Origin of the sequence: Massilia hydrophila, from assembly GCF_020208145.1 — a bacterium.
In the GTDB taxonomy this organism is placed as follows: Bacteria; Pseudomonadota; Gammaproteobacteria; order Burkholderiales; family Burkholderiaceae_D; genus Telluria; species Telluria hydrophila.
In genome coordinates this window covers 127,727-141,895 of the sequence record NZ_JAHYBX010000001.1, presented here as the reverse complement: position 1 = coordinate 141,895, position 14,169 = coordinate 127,727, and the positions used below count along the sequence as shown (strand labels likewise).

The following is a 14,169-nucleotide window of genomic DNA, read 5'->3' as shown; positions in this document are numbered from 1 at the left end:
CTCACGGTCCGCGACGGTAATTTGAACGCGTGGGCGGGGACCCGCCCACCCTACGAAAGTCAATTGGCAAGTGCTTTCGTCACGATCTCGCGCACGTCGTTCGACAGGCGCTGCTGCCCCGCCACCTGCTGCAGCGCCGTCTTCATGTGCTGCTGCAGGGCCGGCGTGTAGCGGCGCCAGCGGTCCATGGCGCGCGCCAGGCGCGCGGCGACCTGCGGGTTGAGGGCGTCGAGCAGCACCACGTGCTCGGCCCAGAACAGGTAGCCGCTGCCATTGGGCGCGTGGAACTCGACCGGGTTGTTCATGCAGTAGGTGGCGACCAGGCTGCGCGCGCGGTTCGGGTTGCGCAGGTTGAAGGCCGGATGGCGCATCAGTTCGCGCACCCTGGCGATGTCGGTGGTCGGCGCCGAAGCCTGCATCGCGAACCACTTGTCGACCACCAGCGCCTCGTGCTGGAACTCCTCGTAGAAGCGCGCCAGCTCAGCTTCGGCTTGCGGGGCTCTAGCGTGGATCAGGGCGTTCAGGGCGGCGGCGCGGTCGGTCATGTTGTCCGCGTCCTGGCACTGGCGCAGCGCCAGCGCCACCGTTTCTTCGTCCGGCGCCGCGTTCAGGTAGGACAGCGCCAGGTTCTTCAGCGCGCGACGGCCAGCGGATGCCGCATCCGGGCTGTAGGGGCCGGGGGTCTGGTTGGCGTCGTACTGGGCCAGCAACTCGGCGCGCAAGCGCGCTCCGATGTTGGCGCGCATGAACTGGCGCGCCATGTGCACCGCCAGCGGATCGACCACCTCGAGCTGTTCGGCGACCATGGTCTCGGTCGGCAGCAGCAGCGCCTGCTCGCGGAAGGCCGGGTCGAGCGCCTCGTCGGTCAGCATCTTGCGCATCGCCTCGATGAAGGTGTCGTCCAGGCTCAGGCGCGACGACACCGGCGCCTCGCCGGTGAGCTTGAGCAGGCGGCCCATGGCCAGGCGCTGCCCCGCTTCCCAGCGGTTGACCGGGTCGGTATCGAAGCGGAACAGGTGCAGCAGCTCGCTGTCGCCATAGCCGTGCTGCAGGATCACCGGGGCCGAGAAATCGCGCAGCACCGACGGCACCGGCTGTTCCTTCACATTGCTGAACACGAAGGTCTGCTCGGCCTGGGTCAGTTCGAGCACGGTGGTGCTGCCCAGTTCCTTGCCGTCCAGGACCAGGGGCATGTCATTGCCCTCGCGGTCGAGCAGGCCGATGGCCACCGGGATGTGGAAGGGGCGCTTGTCGGGCTGGCCCGGCGTCGGCGGGCAGGACTGGTACAGGGTGATGCCATAGGTCTGCGCGCCTTCGTCGTAGCGGGTCTCGAAGCGCAGCACCGGGGTGCCAGCCTGGTCGTACCAGCGCTCGAACTGCGCGAGGTCGCGGCCATTCGCGTCGGCCATCGCCCGGCGGAAGTCGTCGCAGGTGACGGCCTGGCCGTCGTGGCGCTCGAAATACAGGTCCATGCCCTTGCGGAAGCCCTCGCGTCCCAGCAGGGTCTGGTACATGCGCACCACTTCGGCGCCCTTCTCGTACACGGTCACGGTGTAGAAGTTGTTGATCTCCACGAAGGAGTCGGGGCGCACCGGGTGCGCCATCGGGCCGGCGTCTTCCGGGAACTGGGCCTGGCGCAGGGTGCGCACCTGGTCGATGCGGGTCACGGCGCGGCCGGTCGCGGTGCCGATCATGTCGGCCGTGAATTCCTGGTCGCGGAACACCGTCAGGCCTTCCTTCAGCGACAGCTGGAACCAGTCGCGGCAGGTGACGCGGTTGCCGGTCCAGTTGTGGAAGTATTCGTGCGCCACCACCGCCTCGATGCCCTGGAAGTCGATGTCGGTCGCCACCCGCGGATTGGCCAGCACGTACTTGGTGTTGAAGATGTTCAGGCCCTTGTTCTCCATCGCGCCCATGTTGAAGTCGCCGGTGGCGACGATCATGAAGCGGTCCAGGTCGAGTTCCAGCCCGTAGCGCTCCTCGTCCCAGCGGATGCTGTGCTTGAGCGACTGCATGGCGTAGTCGGTCTTGTCGAGGTTGCCCTCTTCGACCCACACCTGCAGCAGGGCGTCGCGGCCATCCGCCAGGCGGAAGGTTTCCTCCTGGCATACCAGGCGTGCGGCGACCAGGGCGAACAGGTAGGAAGGCTTCCTGAACGGGTCTTCCCATTTGGCATAGTGGCGCCCATCGCCCAGCTCGCCCTCCTCCACCAGGTTGCCGTTCGAGAGCAGGACCGGATAGCGCTCCTTGTCGGCACGCAGCATCACCGTATACACCGCCATCACGTCCGGACGGTCCGGGAAATAGGTGATGCGGCGGAAGCCTTCGGCCTCGCACTGGGTGAAGAAATTGCCGTTCGATGTGTACAGGCCGCTCAGGGTCGTGTTCTGTTCCGGCACGCACACGGTCTCGATCTCGAGGGTGGCTTCGTCCGGCGCGTCCGGGATGCGCAGCAGGTTGTCGCGCAGCGCGTATTCGCCCGCGCCCAGCACGCGGCCATTCAGGCGCAGCGCCACCAGCTCGATGTCTTCGCCATGCAGCGTGATCTCGTTGCGCGCGCTGCCGCCATTGCGGCGCAGCGTCATGCGGTTGGCAACCACGGTGCGGGCGGGGTCGAGGTCGAAGCCGAGCTCCACGGTATCCACCAGGTAGGTCGGCGGGGTGTAGTCACTCCGGTAAATCGTCTGGGGCGTGTCGGTGCGCATAGGAAGTCCGCAAAAAGGCAGTTGGGATGCGTGATGAGGTGCTTATTTTACCAACAAGATTTCGCGCGTCCGCCACGTTTGTGCATGTATCGGAATGTGCTGGCGGTAACCGGGTGTAAATGTGTTTCAATAGTTTCTGAACAGAAGCTAATCTACAGCCTAGGAAAAATCCGTCTCGACAAGGGAGAACAGAATGAAACGCCTCATGGTCGCCGCCGGAGCGGCGCTTACCATGCTGCTGACGGGGTGCGCCACCACGATCCGCAGCGATGTCACCACCTTCCACCAGTGGCCGGCGCAGGTCGAGGACAAGAGCTATGCGTTCGAGGCGCCGCCCGCGCAGGACGATACGCTCGAGTACCGTGCCTACCAGGACCTGGTGCGCACCCAGCTGGCGCGGCTGGGCTTTCGCGATGCCGGCGCCGGCAAGCCGGCGCTGACGGTGTCGATGCGCTTCACCACCACCGACGTACCGGTGCGCGTCATCGAACCGGTCTCGCCCTTCTACCAGCCGCTATGGCATCCGGTGCCGCGCTTCGGCTACCGCGGCTTCCCGCGCCGCTACTGGGGCGGCTGGTATGCGAGCCCGTTCTACGATCCGTTCTGGAGCCCGGCCTACCAGGTCTCGGTGGAGCACCAGTACCGGCGCGAGCTGCAGGTCGGGATCAAGTCGGCCGCCGACGGCAAGCGCCTGTTCGACGTCACGGTGCACAACACCAGCCGCCAGCTGTCCACCCCGGCCGTGATGCCGGCCCTGGTGCGGAGCGCCTTCGAAGGCTTCCCCGGCCCCTCCGGCGTGGCGCGCCGGGTGGAGCTGAAGCAAACCCAGGGCTGAGCGCCCGCCAGCAAGCAGAATGGGGCCGCAAGGCTTGATACTGTTCAGTCAAGCGGGGATCTTGGCAGTTGTAGGGTGGGCAAGTTCCTTGCCCACGCGTTCACATCACGGTGATGCAGCCCGTGCCGCTGCTCAAATCCTGGCTATCACCGCGTGGGCAAGAGACTTGCCCACCCTACGATCATCTTTACTGAAAGGTATCAGGTCACGGCGTGAAATACGCCTCCGACCCCAAGGTGATCGCCACGATCAGCACCAGCGCGAAGGCCAGCACCACCAGCAGGCGCCCGAACTTCGGCGCGCCATCGTCTTTTTTCGGCGGCTCGCTCATGGCAGCAGCACCGTCGAACCGGTGGTGCGGCGGCCTTCGAGTGCGCGGTGCGCTTCGGCGGCGTCGCGCAGGGCGAAGCGTTGCTTGACCTCGATCTTCACCTTGCCGCTTTCGACCATCTCGAACAGCTCGGCCGCCATCGCTTCGAGCGCCGGGCGCGTGGCCGCGTACGAGAACAGGGTCGGCCGCGTGATGTAGAGCGAGCCGCGCGATGCCAGCTCGCTCAGCGCGAACGGCGGCACCGCGCCGGAGGCATTGCCGAAGCTGACCATCAGCCCGCGTGGCTGCAGGCAGTCGAGCGAGCGGATGAAGGTGTCCTTGCCGACCGAGTCGTAGACCACCGGCACCTTGGCGCCACCCGTGATCTCCAGCACGCGCTGGACCACGTCTTCGGTGTTGTAGTTGATGACGTGGGCCGCGCCGTGCGCCCGCGCCAGTGCCGCCTTTTCTTCCGAGCCGACCGTGCCGATCAGGTTCACACCCAGCGCCCTGGCCCATTGGCAGGCGATCAGCCCGACGCCGCCCGCGGCCGCATGGAACAGGATGGTCTGGCCGGGTTGCAGGGCATAGGTCTGGCGGAACAGATACTGCACCGTCAGGCCCTGCAGCATCATCGCGGCCCCGGTTTCGAAGGAAACCGATTCCGGCAGGCGCACCAGGAAATGGGCCGGCATCACGCGCGCCTCGCTGTAGGCGCCGGACGGGCCGCCGGCATAGGCGACGCGGTCGCCCGGTGCGACGTGGGTCACGCCCTCGCCCACCGCTTCCACCACGCCCGCGCCTTCCTGGCCCAAACCGGAGGGCAGGTCCAGCTTGTACAGGCCGCTGCGGAAATAGGTGTCGATGTAGTTGACGCCGATCGCGTGGTGGCGCACGCGCGCCTCGCCGGGCCCGGGCGTGCCGGGCTCGGTGTCCACGTAGTCGAGTACCTCGGGGCCGCCGGTGGCGGCGATGCGGATGGCTTTGACCATGCGGTCCTCCTTCAGGCTTGGGCGCCACTGCGCATCAGCTGCGACAGTACCAGGCGCGCGGTCGAGACGTTGGTGGCGCAGGCGATGTCGTGCACGTCGCAGGCGCGCACCAGCGCGTTGATGTCGGGTTCATGGGGCTGCGGGGTCATCGGGTCGCGCAGGAACACCACGCAATCGATCCCGCCACTGACCAGGCGGGCGCCGATCTGCAGGTCGCCGCCCACCGGGCCGGAATGCATGCGTTCGACCGCCAGCCCCAATTCCTTCGCCAGGCGCCCGCCGGTGGTGCCGGTGGCGCACAGGCTGCACTCCTGCAGGAAGCCGAGGTATTCGCGGGCCAGGGCGATCATCTCGTCTTTTTTCTTGTCGTGCGCGATCAGCGCGATCCTTGGTCTGGCAGTCATGGTCATTGTTTTATCGAGAGCGTATAAATACCCAGCAGGACCAGGCCGGTGCCGGCCAGCTGCACGCCGGTGACCGGTTCGCCCAGGATCAGCGCGCCGAGGAAGAGCGTGGACACCGGCCCGATCATCCCGGCCTGCGAGGCGGTGGCGGCGCCGATGCGCTGTACCGCGGCCATGGTCATGAACACGGGGAAGATCGTACAGAATACCCCATTCACCAGCGACAGCCAGTAAACGCCGGCCGGCTGCACCAGCATGCCCGCCGGACGCAGAAGGAAGAACTGGCCGATGCAGGCCACGCTCGAGACGCACATGGCATACGCCACCAGGCGCAGCGAGCCGATGCGGCGCACCATCTCGCCGGTGCCGATCAGGTAGACGGCATAGGCCAGGGCCGAGCCCAGCACCAGCAGCGCGCCCAGCGCCGTATTGCCGGCGCCACCCGCCAGGTCGTGCACGAACACCAGCACGATGCCGGCATAGGCCAGGCCCAGCGCCGCCCAGGCGGCCGCGCCAATGCGGCGCTTGAAGACCAGCATGTTGGCCAGCAGGACGAAGGTCGGGGTCAGGAACAGGATCAGGCGCTCCAGCCCGACCGAGATGTGCTGCAGGCCGAGGAAGTCCAGGTAGCTCGACAGGTAGTAGCCGAGCAGGCCCAGCCCGACGATGCGCCAGCGGTCGCGCACGGCCAGCGGCGGCTGAGTGCGCATCTTCCACAGCGCCACGGCGGCAAACACCGGCAGCGAAAACAGCATCCGGAACGCGATCAGGGTCACCGCATCGATCTGGTAGCGGTACAGCAGCTTGGCCACGATGGCCTTGGTGGAAAACAGGACGGCGCCGGCGACGGCGATCGCCAGGCCGGACACCAGGGCAGCGCGCGGCAGGGGCGCGCCGGTATTGACGGGAGTGCTTCGCTTCATCCACGGATTGTACGGGCGATCGGCCGGCTTCGCTGGCACCGGGCCGGCTTCGCATCCGGCCGCCCTGCTGTTGTTTCCGCGACTGCTGGCGCCGATTTGGCGGGTAGGGCCTATGCTAGAATGTCGCCCACTCTTGCATACCGTCTAAGGAATTCTCGACATGGCTGGACACAGCAAATGGGCCAACATCAAGCATAAGAAAGCCGCCACCGACGCCAAGCGCGGCAAGATCTGGACGCGCCTGATCAAGGAGATCACCGTGGCCGCGCGCATGGGCGGTAGCGACATCAATTCGAATCCGCGCCTGCGCCTGGCGGTCGAGAAGGCGGCCGACGCGAACATGCCGAAGGATAACGTCACGCGCGCGATCCAGCGCGGCGCCGGCGAACTCGAAGGCGTGAACTACGAAGAGATCCGCTACGAAGGCTACGGTATCGGCGGCGCGGCGATCATCGTCGACTGCCTGACCGACAACCGCGTGCGGACCGTGGCCGAAGTGCGCCACGCCTTCAACAAGTACGGCGGCAACATGGGCACCGAGGGTTCGGTGGCCTTCATGTTCAAGCACGTCGGCCAGTTCCAGTTCGCGCCGGGCGTCGATGAAGACAGGCTGATGGAAGCCGCGCTCGAAGCCGGCGCCGACGACGTGGTGCAGGACGAGGAAGGCGGCTTCGAAGTGCTGTGCGCCCCGTTCTCCTACGCCGGCGTGAAGGAAGCGCTGGAAAAGGCCGGCTTCAAGGCCGAGGTGTCGGAAGTAATCATGAAGCCGGACAACGAGACCGTGCTGACTGGCGACGACGCCGCCAGGATGCAGAAGATCCTCGACGCGCTGGAGAACCTGGACGACGTCCAGGATGTCTACACCAACGCGGTCATCGAAGAGTAACGAAAGACATCGTATGAAAATCCTCGTCGTCGGCTCCGGTGGCCGTGAACATGCCCTGTCCTGGAAACTGGCGCAGTCCGAGCGCGTCCAGGCTGTCTTCGTTGCCCCGGGCAACGGCGGCACCGCGCGCGACGCGCGCCTGGTGAACGTCGAGATCACCGATCCGGCGGCGCTGGCCGACTTCGTGGTGGCCGAAAACATCGCCCTGACCCTGGTGGGCCCGGAGGCCCCGCTGGCCGCCGGCATCGTCAACCTGTTCCGCGCGCGCGGCCTGAAGATCTTCGGCCCCACGAAGGAAGCGGCGCAGCTGGAGAGCTCGAAGGACTTCGCCAAGGCCTTCATGCAGCGCCACGGCATCCCGACCGCGAAGTACCAGAGCTTCTCGGATGCGGCCTCGGCCCACGCCTACGTGGACGCCAACGGCGCCCCGATCGTCATCAAGGCCGACGGCCTGGCGGCCGGCAAGGGCGTGGTGGTCGCCATGACACTGGACGAGGCGCACACCGCGGTCGACCACATGCTGTCCGATAACGCCTTCGGCGACGCCGGCGCCCGCATCGTGGTCGAGGAATTCCTGCTAGGGGAGGAAGCCAGCTTCATCGTCATGTGCGACGGCAGGAACGTGCTGCCGCTGGCCACCAGCCAGGACCACAAGCGCCTGAAGGACAAGGACGAAGGCCCGAACACCGGCGGCATGGGCGCCTACTCCCCGGCCCCGATCGTGACCCCGTCGATGCATGCGCGCGTGATGCGCGAGATCATCAACCCGACCATCCAGGGCATGGCCAGGGACGGCATCGTGTTCACCGGCTTCCTGTACGCCGGCCTGATGATCGATAGCGAAGGCAATCCGCGCACGCTGGAATTCAACTGCCGCATGGGCGACCCGGAAACCCAGCCGATCATGGCGCGCCTGAAGAGCGACTTCCTGAACGTGCTGGACCACGCCTGCAACGGCACGCTGGACGCGGTCGAGCTGGAATGGGACCGCCGCACCGCGGTCGGCGTCGTGATGGCGGCCGCCGGCTACCCGGACAGCCCGCGCAAGGGCGATGTCATCGACGGCATCCCCGCCGAGACGCCCGAATGCGTCACCTTCCATGCCGGCACCCAGCTGGTGGGCGGCAGCCTGCAGACCAGCGGCGGACGCGTGCTGTGCGTGGTCGGCCTGGGCGACAGCGTCAAGATGGCCCAGAAGCAGGCCTACGAGACGGTGGAGCGCATCCACTTCAACGGCGCCCAGTACCGCCGCGACATCGGCTGGCGCGGCCTGAAGTAAACCGCGCAAGCATACGAGTACCAGACCGCCACCTGGGCAGGTGTACAATCTGCCCACTTTCAGCCATCCCGCCCAGTACGTCCAGCCTACATGTCCAGCCCCGACCCATCCGCCATCAAAACCTGGCTGCTCGCCCTGCAGTCGCGCATCGTCGCGGCCCTGGAAGACATCGACGGCAAGCCCTTCCTGGCCGACAGCTGGGAGCGTCCGGAAGGCGGCGGCGGCATCTCGCGCCTGATCGAGGAAGGCAATGTGTTCGAGCGCGGCGGCGTGAACTTCTCGCACGTGACCGGTTCGAGCCTGCCGCCTTCGGCCATGGCCGCGCGTCCGGAACTGGCGGGCCGCGCGTGGGAAGCGATGGGCGTGTCGCTGGTGCTGCACCCCCGTAACCCCTACGTGCCGACGGTGCACATGAACGTGCGCTTCTTCGAAGCGACAGCCGAAGGAAAAGATCCGGTGTGGTGGTTCGGTGGCGGCATGGACCTGACGCCCTACTATGGCAATGCCGAGGATGCGCGCCACTTCCACCAGGTCTGCCACGACGCGCTGGCGCCATATGGAGACGACCTGCACCCGCGCTTCAAGAAGTGGTGCGACGACTACTTCTACCTGAAGCACCGCAAGGAAGCGCGCGGCGTGGGCGGCATCTTCTTCGACGACTTCAACGAGACCGGCTTCGACGCCGCCTTCGCCATGGTGCGCGAGGTGGGCGACGGCTTCCTCGATGCCTACCTGCCGATCGTGAAGGCGCGCATGGACACGCCCTACGGCGAGCGCGAACGCGGCTTCCAGGCCTACCGGCGCGGACGCTATGTCGAATTCAACCTGGTGTGGGACCGCGGCACCCTGTTCGGCCTGCAGTCGGGCGGACGCACCGAGGCGATCCTGATGTCGATGCCGCCGATCGTGACATGGCGCTACGACTGGCACCCGGAACCGGGTTCGCCTGAAGCGGCGCTGTACACCGATTTCCTCCCGCACCGGGACTGGCTGGCCCCGTGACAGCCTGCGTTGCCCTGCTGGGTGGCAGCTTCGACCCGGTGCACCACGGCCACGTCGCGCTGGCCGCCCTGTTTGCCGACCTGCTCCAGCCCGACCAGCTGCGTATCTTGCCGGCCCGGCCGTGGCAGAAGAGCGCCCTGCAGGCCAGCGACGCGCAGCGCATCGCGATGCTGGAACTGGCCTTCGCCGAGCAGACCTTCCCGGTGGCGATCGACCCGCGCGAAATCGAACGGGCCAGCCCGACCTATACCGTCGAGACCCTGCGCGGGCTGCGCGCCGAGCTGGGCGAGGCCGCCTCGATCGTGTTCCTGATGGGCGCCGACCAGCTCATGAAGCTCGACAGCTGGCGCGACTGGCAGGACCTGTTCGCGCTCGCCAACCTGGGCGTGGCGGCGCGCCCGGGCTACACGCTGTCCGAGGACGGACTGCCGCCGGCCGTGGCGCAGGCACTCGCGGGACGGCTGGCGACGCCCGCGCAGGTGCGTGCCACGCCGTCTGGCAAAGTATGCCTGGCGCATACACTGGCGGTGGATATTTCCGCCACTCAAATTAGAAATGCCTTGCATGCAAGTGCCGGCAGCGCTGCCGATACCGGGCTTGACCTAGGCGCGCTCGTTCCGCAGCAAGTGCTAGACTATATTCAACAACACAACTTATACAAAAACTAATGGATATCAAGAAACTGCAGACCCTCGTCGTGGACGCCCTCGAAGACGTCAAGGGCCAGGAAATCGTCCTGTTCGACACGACGCACCTGACCAGCCTGTTCGACCGCATCGCCGTCGTCTCGGGCACCTCGAACCGCCAGACCAAGGCGCTGGCCGCCTCGGTGCGCGACAAGGTCAAGGCCGCCGGCGGCGACGTGGTCGGCATGGAAGGCGAGGATACCGGCGAATGGGTGCTGGTCGACCTGGGCGACATGATCGTGCACATCATGCAGCCGGCCATCCGCCAGTACTACCGCCTGGAAGAGATCTGGGGCGAGAAGCCGGTGAAGCTGGGCGCGGCCAAGCGCAAGTCGACGCCGGAAGCGGCGGAGGCTGCCGAGTCGAAGGTCAAGTCGAAGCACCTGGCCGCCAACAAGGACGAGCCGGAAGCCCAGCCGGTCAAGGAACGCAAGCCGGCCGCGCGCAAGCCCGCCGCCAAGACCGCCACCGGCACCGCTGCCGCGAAGAAGCCGGCCGCCAAGAAGGTCCCGACCGGCAAGACCGTGAAGGTCGGCCCGAGCAAGACCGAGATCGCCGCCGTCGAAGCGACCAAGGCCAAGCCGCCGAAGCGCACGCCGAAGGCGGCAGCGGCCGATGCCGAGCCGGTGAAAAAAGTCATCCGCCGCGTGAAGAAGGCCGCCGAGTAAGCGTCGTCCTGATTGTATGCAGCTGATCATTGCCGCAGTCGGGCACAAGATGCCGGCCTGGATCGAATCCGGGTTCGGCGAATACACGAAGCGCATGCCGCCCGAGCTGCGCATCGTGCTCAAGGAAATCAAGCCGGTCGAGCGCTCCGGCAGCAAGACCGCCGCCACCGCGATGGCGCTCGAACGCGAGCGCATCGAAGCCGTGCTGCCGAAAGGCGTGCGCATCATCGCGCTCGACGAGCGCGGCAAGGACCTGACCAGCGTCGGATTGTCGCGCATGCTGGAACAATGGCAGCAGGACGGGCGCGACACCGCCTTCCTGATCGGCGGCGCCGACGGGCTCGACCCTGAACTCAAGGGGCGCGCCGAAGGTTTGATCCGCATCTCCAGCATGACCCTGCCGCACGGAATCGTGCGCGTGATGCTGGCGGAACAGCTGTACCGTGCCTGGTCGATCACCCAGAACCATCCGTACCACCGCGTCTGACGCCTGCCCCATGAAATACACTGACAAGAAGATCTACCTCGCCTCGAAGAGCCCGCGCAGGCGCGAACTGCTGCGCCAGGTGGGTGTGGAATTCGAGTTGCTGATGCTACGCAGCGACCCGGCACGCGGGATCGACGTCAGCGAAGCGGTGCTGCCGGGCGAAGACCCGCAGGCCTACGTGGCGCGGGTGGCGCGCGAAAAGGGCGCGTTCGCGTGGAAGGTGCTGCAGATGCGGCGCCAGCCGCTGCGCCCGGTGCTGACCGCCGACACCACCGTCACCATCGACGGCGAGATCCTCGGCAAGCCAGCCGACCGCGAGGAGGCGCTCGCCATGCTCGGGCGCCTGTCCGGCCGCACCCACCAGGTGCTGACCTCGGTGGCCGTGCATGCCGAACGGGTGGCCGAGCAGGTGACCCAGGTGTCGGACGTGCGCTTCGCGGCCCTGAGCCCGGCCCAGATCCAGGCCTATTGCGCCACCACCGAACCCTACGACAAGGCGGGCGGCTACGGCATCCAGGGCCTGGCCGCCCTGTTCGTCGAGCATATCGAAGGCAGCCATTCGGGCATCATGGGCCTGCCGCTGTTCGAGACGGCCCGGCTCCTGCGCAAGGCCGGTTACCCTGTGTAGGGTGGGCGGGTATCCCGCCCACGCGGTGATCGTTTGCGGCAAGATCATCCGGCAAGAACGCGGAGCGGGTAGCAATCACCGCGTGGGCGAGGAACTCGCCCACCCTACGCCAGCCTCGCCATGCGAGCACCGTGTATCATGTCGCTCTGAACAATACTGCACGGCCGGCCATGAACGAAGACATCCTCATCAACATCACCCCGCAGGAAACGCGCGTGGCGCTGATCCTGCAGGGCGCTGTGCAGGAGCTGCACATCGAGCGCACCCTCACGCGCGGGTTGGCGGGGAACATCTATCTCGGCAAGGTCGTGCGCGTGCTGCCGGGCATGCAGTCGGCCTTCATCGACATCGGCCTGGAGCGCGCCGCGTTCCTGCACGTGGCCGACATCTGGGAAGCGCGCAACCACGAGGGCGCCAACGGCGCGCTGGCGGCGCCCACGCCCATCGAAAAGCTGCTGTTCGACGGCCAGGTACTGACCGTGCAGGTCATCAAGGACCCGATCGGCACCAAGGGTGCGCGCCTGTCGACCCAGATCTCGATCGCCGGCCGCATGCTGGTCTACCTGCCGCAGGACCAGCACATCGGCATTTCGCAAAAAATCGAAAAGGAGGCCGACCGCGAGCACCTGCGCGCGCGCCTGCAAAACCTGCTGCCGAAGGAAGAAAAAGGCGGCTACATCGTGCGCACCCAGGCCGAGGAAGCCCTTGATTCCGACCTCGCCGCCGACGTCGACTACCTGCGCAAGACCTGGAACACCATCGTCCAGGGCGCGCGCACCAAGCCGCCCACCACCCTGCTCTACCAAGACCTGAACCTGGCCCAGCGCGTGCTGCGCGACTTCGTGCACGAGGAGACCGCAACCATCCAGGTCGACTCGCGCGAGAACTACAACATGCTGGTCGAGTTCGCGCAGGTCTATACCCCGAGCGTGCTGGCGCGCCTGACCCACTACACCGGCGAGCGGCCGCTGTTCGACCTGTACGGCGTCGAGGAAGAGATCCTGCGCGCGCTGGGCCGGCGCGTGGACCTGAAAAGCGGCGGCTACCTGATCGTCGACCAGACCGAGGCGATGACCACCATCGACGTCAACACCGGCGGCTATGTCGGCGGGCGCAACTTCGCCGATACCATCTTCAAGACCAACCTGGAAGCGGCGCATGCCATCGCGCGCCAGCTGCGCCTGCGCAACCTGGGCGGCATCATCATCCTCGACTTCATCGACATGGAGAACAACGAGCACCGCAACGCCGTGCTCGCGGAACTGAAAAAGACCCTGGCGCGCGACCGCACCAAGGTCTCGGTGAGCGGCTTCTCGGCGCTCGGCCTGGTCGAGATGACCCGCAAGCGCACGCGCGAATCGCTGGCCCACATCCTGTGCGAGCCCTGCCCCGCCTGCTCCGGCAAGGGGCAGGTGAAAACCTCGCGCACGATCTGCTACGAGATCCTGCGCGAACTGCTGCGCGAAGCCAAGCAGTTCAATCCGCGCGAGTTCCGCATCGTCGCCTCGCAAGAGGTGATCGACCTGTTCCTGGAGGAGGAATCGCAGCACCTGGCGATGCTGGGCGACTTCATCGGCAAGCGCATTTCGCTGCAGGTGGAAAAGGGCTACCACCAGGAACAGTACGACGTGATTTTGATGTAGGAATAGTGCTGTCACAATGGATGGCTGATGGCTGATGGCTGATGGCTGATGGCTGATGGCTGATGGCTGACAGCTTGCGCTGGCCACAGGGTGTACTACAGCGACACGAGTAACTACATAAGGTCAAGCCGCTTCCTACCCGCCAGTAGTCAAAGGTATGAAACAAAACGCTCAGCGGCTGGCCGTTCGCGTGGCGCACGGGCCGGGCTCCCGGTGCCAAAACCGATAAAGCAAACCGCCTGTTCGTATGGCGCCAGGCGCAGCAGGCGCCGCATGCCGGCCACGTTCATTGCTGCTCCGCTGGCCAGTCCGCTACCGAAACCCAGCGCTTGCGCAAGGATGAGCATATTCTGAATCGCGCAACCGAGCGATACCAGTTTCTCGGCCACTGGAATCCGGTTACCGGTCTCGTCGACGAGGACTGCAGCTATCACGCAAGGCGCATGAAAAGCCTTTTTCGCTGCCGCCTCGCAGGCTTCTTTCCCGGCAAGCGGATCGCGCTCTACCAGCGCCTCGACGAAGACATCGGCCAACTCCCGGCGCCGTTCCTCTTGGATCAGAATGAAGCGCCAAGGCAGCAAGAGTCCATGGTCCGGCGCCTGCGCAGCCGCTCGAAAGATCTGCTCGAGCGCAGCAGCATCCGGTCCCGGAGCTACCAGACGCCGCAGTGAGACGTGGCGACGCGCTGCCAGAATCGCCGAAGCTTCATTGATCATCAGTG

Annotated in this window: 15 protein-coding genes; 9 read left to right on the top strand and 6 right to left on the bottom strand. The window is 66.2% G+C overall.

Going from position 1 to position 14,169, the window contains the following annotated elements; genetic code table 11:
• Positions 1-59: 59 nt before the first annotated feature.
• Positions 60-2,705 (bottom strand): aminopeptidase N, encoded by a 2,646-nt coding sequence (gene pepN / locus LE190_RS00605; protein WP_225236904.1) that lies wholly within the window; start codon positions 2,703-2,705, stop codon positions 60-62.
• A 193-nt stretch (positions 2,706-2,898) separates the two neighbouring features.
• Between pepN and LE190_RS00600 the strand changes: the two genes are divergently transcribed.
• Positions 2,899-3,540, top strand: a complete 642-nt coding sequence (locus tag LE190_RS00600) for a DUF4136 domain-containing protein (protein WP_225236903.1) — start codon at positions 2,899-2,901, stop codon at positions 3,538-3,540.
• A 205-nt stretch (positions 3,541-3,745) separates the two neighbouring features.
• On the opposite strand, the gene LE190_RS21805 is transcribed toward LE190_RS00600, so the two are convergent.
• From LE190_RS21805 to LE190_RS00585, 4 genes are read right to left on the bottom strand one after another with little or no spacing between them, the layout of a single operon-like run.
• Positions 3,746-3,871, bottom strand: a complete 126-nt coding sequence (locus tag LE190_RS21805; RefSeq protein ID WP_267875290.1) for a hypothetical protein — start codon at positions 3,869-3,871, stop codon at positions 3,746-3,748.
• Complete coding sequence (locus LE190_RS00595; protein ID WP_225236902.1) at positions 3,868-4,842, bottom strand: quinone oxidoreductase family protein; 975 nt, start codon at positions 4,840-4,842, stop codon at positions 3,868-3,870. Before LE190_RS00595 ends, LE190_RS21805 begins: the two co-directional genes overlap by 4 nt.
• An 11-nt stretch (positions 4,843-4,853) precedes the next feature.
• Entirely contained in the window at positions 4,854-5,252 is a 399-nt protein-coding gene (locus tag LE190_RS00590; RefSeq protein ID WP_225236901.1) for a methylglyoxal synthase, read from the bottom strand.
• The gene (locus LE190_RS00585) at positions 5,249-6,169 is read right to left on the bottom strand and encodes a DMT family transporter (protein ID WP_225236900.1); all 921 of its coding nucleotides are present in this window, start codon (positions 6,167-6,169) and stop codon (positions 5,249-5,251) included. Before LE190_RS00585 ends, LE190_RS00590 begins: the two co-directional genes overlap by 4 nt.
• A 160-nt stretch (positions 6,170-6,329) precedes the next feature.
• Between LE190_RS00585 and LE190_RS00580 the strand changes: the two genes are divergently transcribed.
• The 8 genes from LE190_RS00580 to rng all read left to right on the top strand — a co-directional run bounded on the left by LE190_RS00580 (position 6,330) and on the right by rng (position 13,448).
• Positions 6,330-7,055, top strand: coding sequence for a YebC/PmpR family DNA-binding transcriptional regulator (locus LE190_RS00580; RefSeq protein WP_225236899.1), 726 nt, complete (start codon positions 6,330-6,332; stop codon positions 7,053-7,055).
• Between the two features lie 13 nt (positions 7,056-7,068).
• Positions 7,069-8,334, top strand: a complete 1,266-nt coding sequence (gene purD, locus LE190_RS00575) for a phosphoribosylamine--glycine ligase (protein ID WP_225236898.1) — start codon at positions 7,069-7,071, stop codon at positions 8,332-8,334.
• A 90-nt stretch (positions 8,335-8,424) separates the two neighbouring features.
• Positions 8,425-9,336 (top strand): oxygen-dependent coproporphyrinogen oxidase, encoded by a 912-nt coding sequence (hemF, locus tag LE190_RS00570; protein ID WP_225236897.1) that lies wholly within the window; start codon positions 8,425-8,427, stop codon positions 9,334-9,336.
• Positions 9,333-10,004, top strand: coding sequence for a nicotinate-nucleotide adenylyltransferase (locus LE190_RS00565; protein ID WP_225236896.1), 672 nt, complete (start codon positions 9,333-9,335; stop codon positions 10,002-10,004). Before hemF ends, LE190_RS00565 begins: the two co-directional genes overlap by 4 nt.
• Positions 10,004-10,690 (top strand): ribosome silencing factor, encoded by a 687-nt coding sequence (gene rsfS / locus LE190_RS00560; RefSeq protein ID WP_225236895.1) that lies wholly within the window; start codon positions 10,004-10,006, stop codon positions 10,688-10,690. The genes LE190_RS00565 and rsfS overlap by 1 nt, the downstream gene beginning before the upstream one ends.
• A 16-nt stretch (positions 10,691-10,706) precedes the next feature.
• Positions 10,707-11,177 carry a 23S rRNA (pseudouridine(1915)-N(3))-methyltransferase RlmH gene (rlmH, locus tag LE190_RS00555; RefSeq protein WP_225236894.1) on the top strand — a complete coding sequence of 157 codons (471 nt, stop codon included), beginning with the start codon at positions 10,707-10,709 and terminating at the stop codon, positions 11,175-11,177.
• Between the two features lie 10 nt (positions 11,178-11,187).
• Positions 11,188-11,805 (top strand): Maf family protein, encoded by a 618-nt coding sequence (locus LE190_RS00550; RefSeq protein ID WP_225236893.1) that lies wholly within the window; start codon positions 11,188-11,190, stop codon positions 11,803-11,805.
• A gap of 170 nt (positions 11,806-11,975) precedes the next feature.
• On the top strand, positions 11,976-13,448 hold the full coding sequence (gene rng, locus LE190_RS00545) for a ribonuclease G (RefSeq protein WP_225236892.1): 1,473 nt from the start codon (positions 11,976-11,978) through the stop codon (positions 13,446-13,448).
• 149 nt (positions 13,449-13,597) lie between these two features.
• Here rng and LE190_RS00540 read toward each other — a convergent pair whose 3' ends face one another.
• Positions 13,598-14,164, bottom strand: a complete 567-nt coding sequence (locus LE190_RS00540) for a nitroreductase family protein (protein WP_225236891.1) — start codon at positions 14,162-14,164, stop codon at positions 13,598-13,600.
• Positions 14,165-14,169 lie beyond the last annotated feature (5 nt).